The organism is Paenibacillus xylanexedens (assembly GCF_007676705.1).
Classification (GTDB): Bacteria; Bacillota; Bacilli; order Paenibacillales; family Paenibacillaceae; genus Paenibacillus; species Paenibacillus xylanexedens_C.
In genome coordinates this window covers 1-239 of record NZ_VEBF01000620.1, presented here as the reverse complement: position 1 = coordinate 239, position 239 = coordinate 1, and the positions used below count along the sequence as shown (strand labels likewise).

At 48.1% G+C, this 239-nt stretch carries 1 pseudogene; it reads left to right on the top strand.

Annotated elements, in window-relative coordinates:
- Positions 1-239 (top strand): annotated as a pseudogene (locus FS628_RS30905) (hypothetical protein); the annotation flags it as partial.

The following is a 239-nucleotide window of genomic DNA, read 5'->3' as shown; positions in this document are numbered from 1 at the left end:
AAAGTGAAAGAAGATATTCCGAAAGATGCCGATGATGTGGTCGTATACGTAGTAAGCGACGGCATCGAAACATGCGGCGGAGATCCTGTCAAAGCCGCCAAAGATTTGGTGTCCGATGACATCGAAACCGTTGTGAATATCATCGGTTTTGATGTGGACAACGAAGGGCAAAAACTGCTGAAAGAAGTGGCCAGTGCAGGCAATGGGGAGTTTACGTATGTTCACTCCGAGCGTGACCT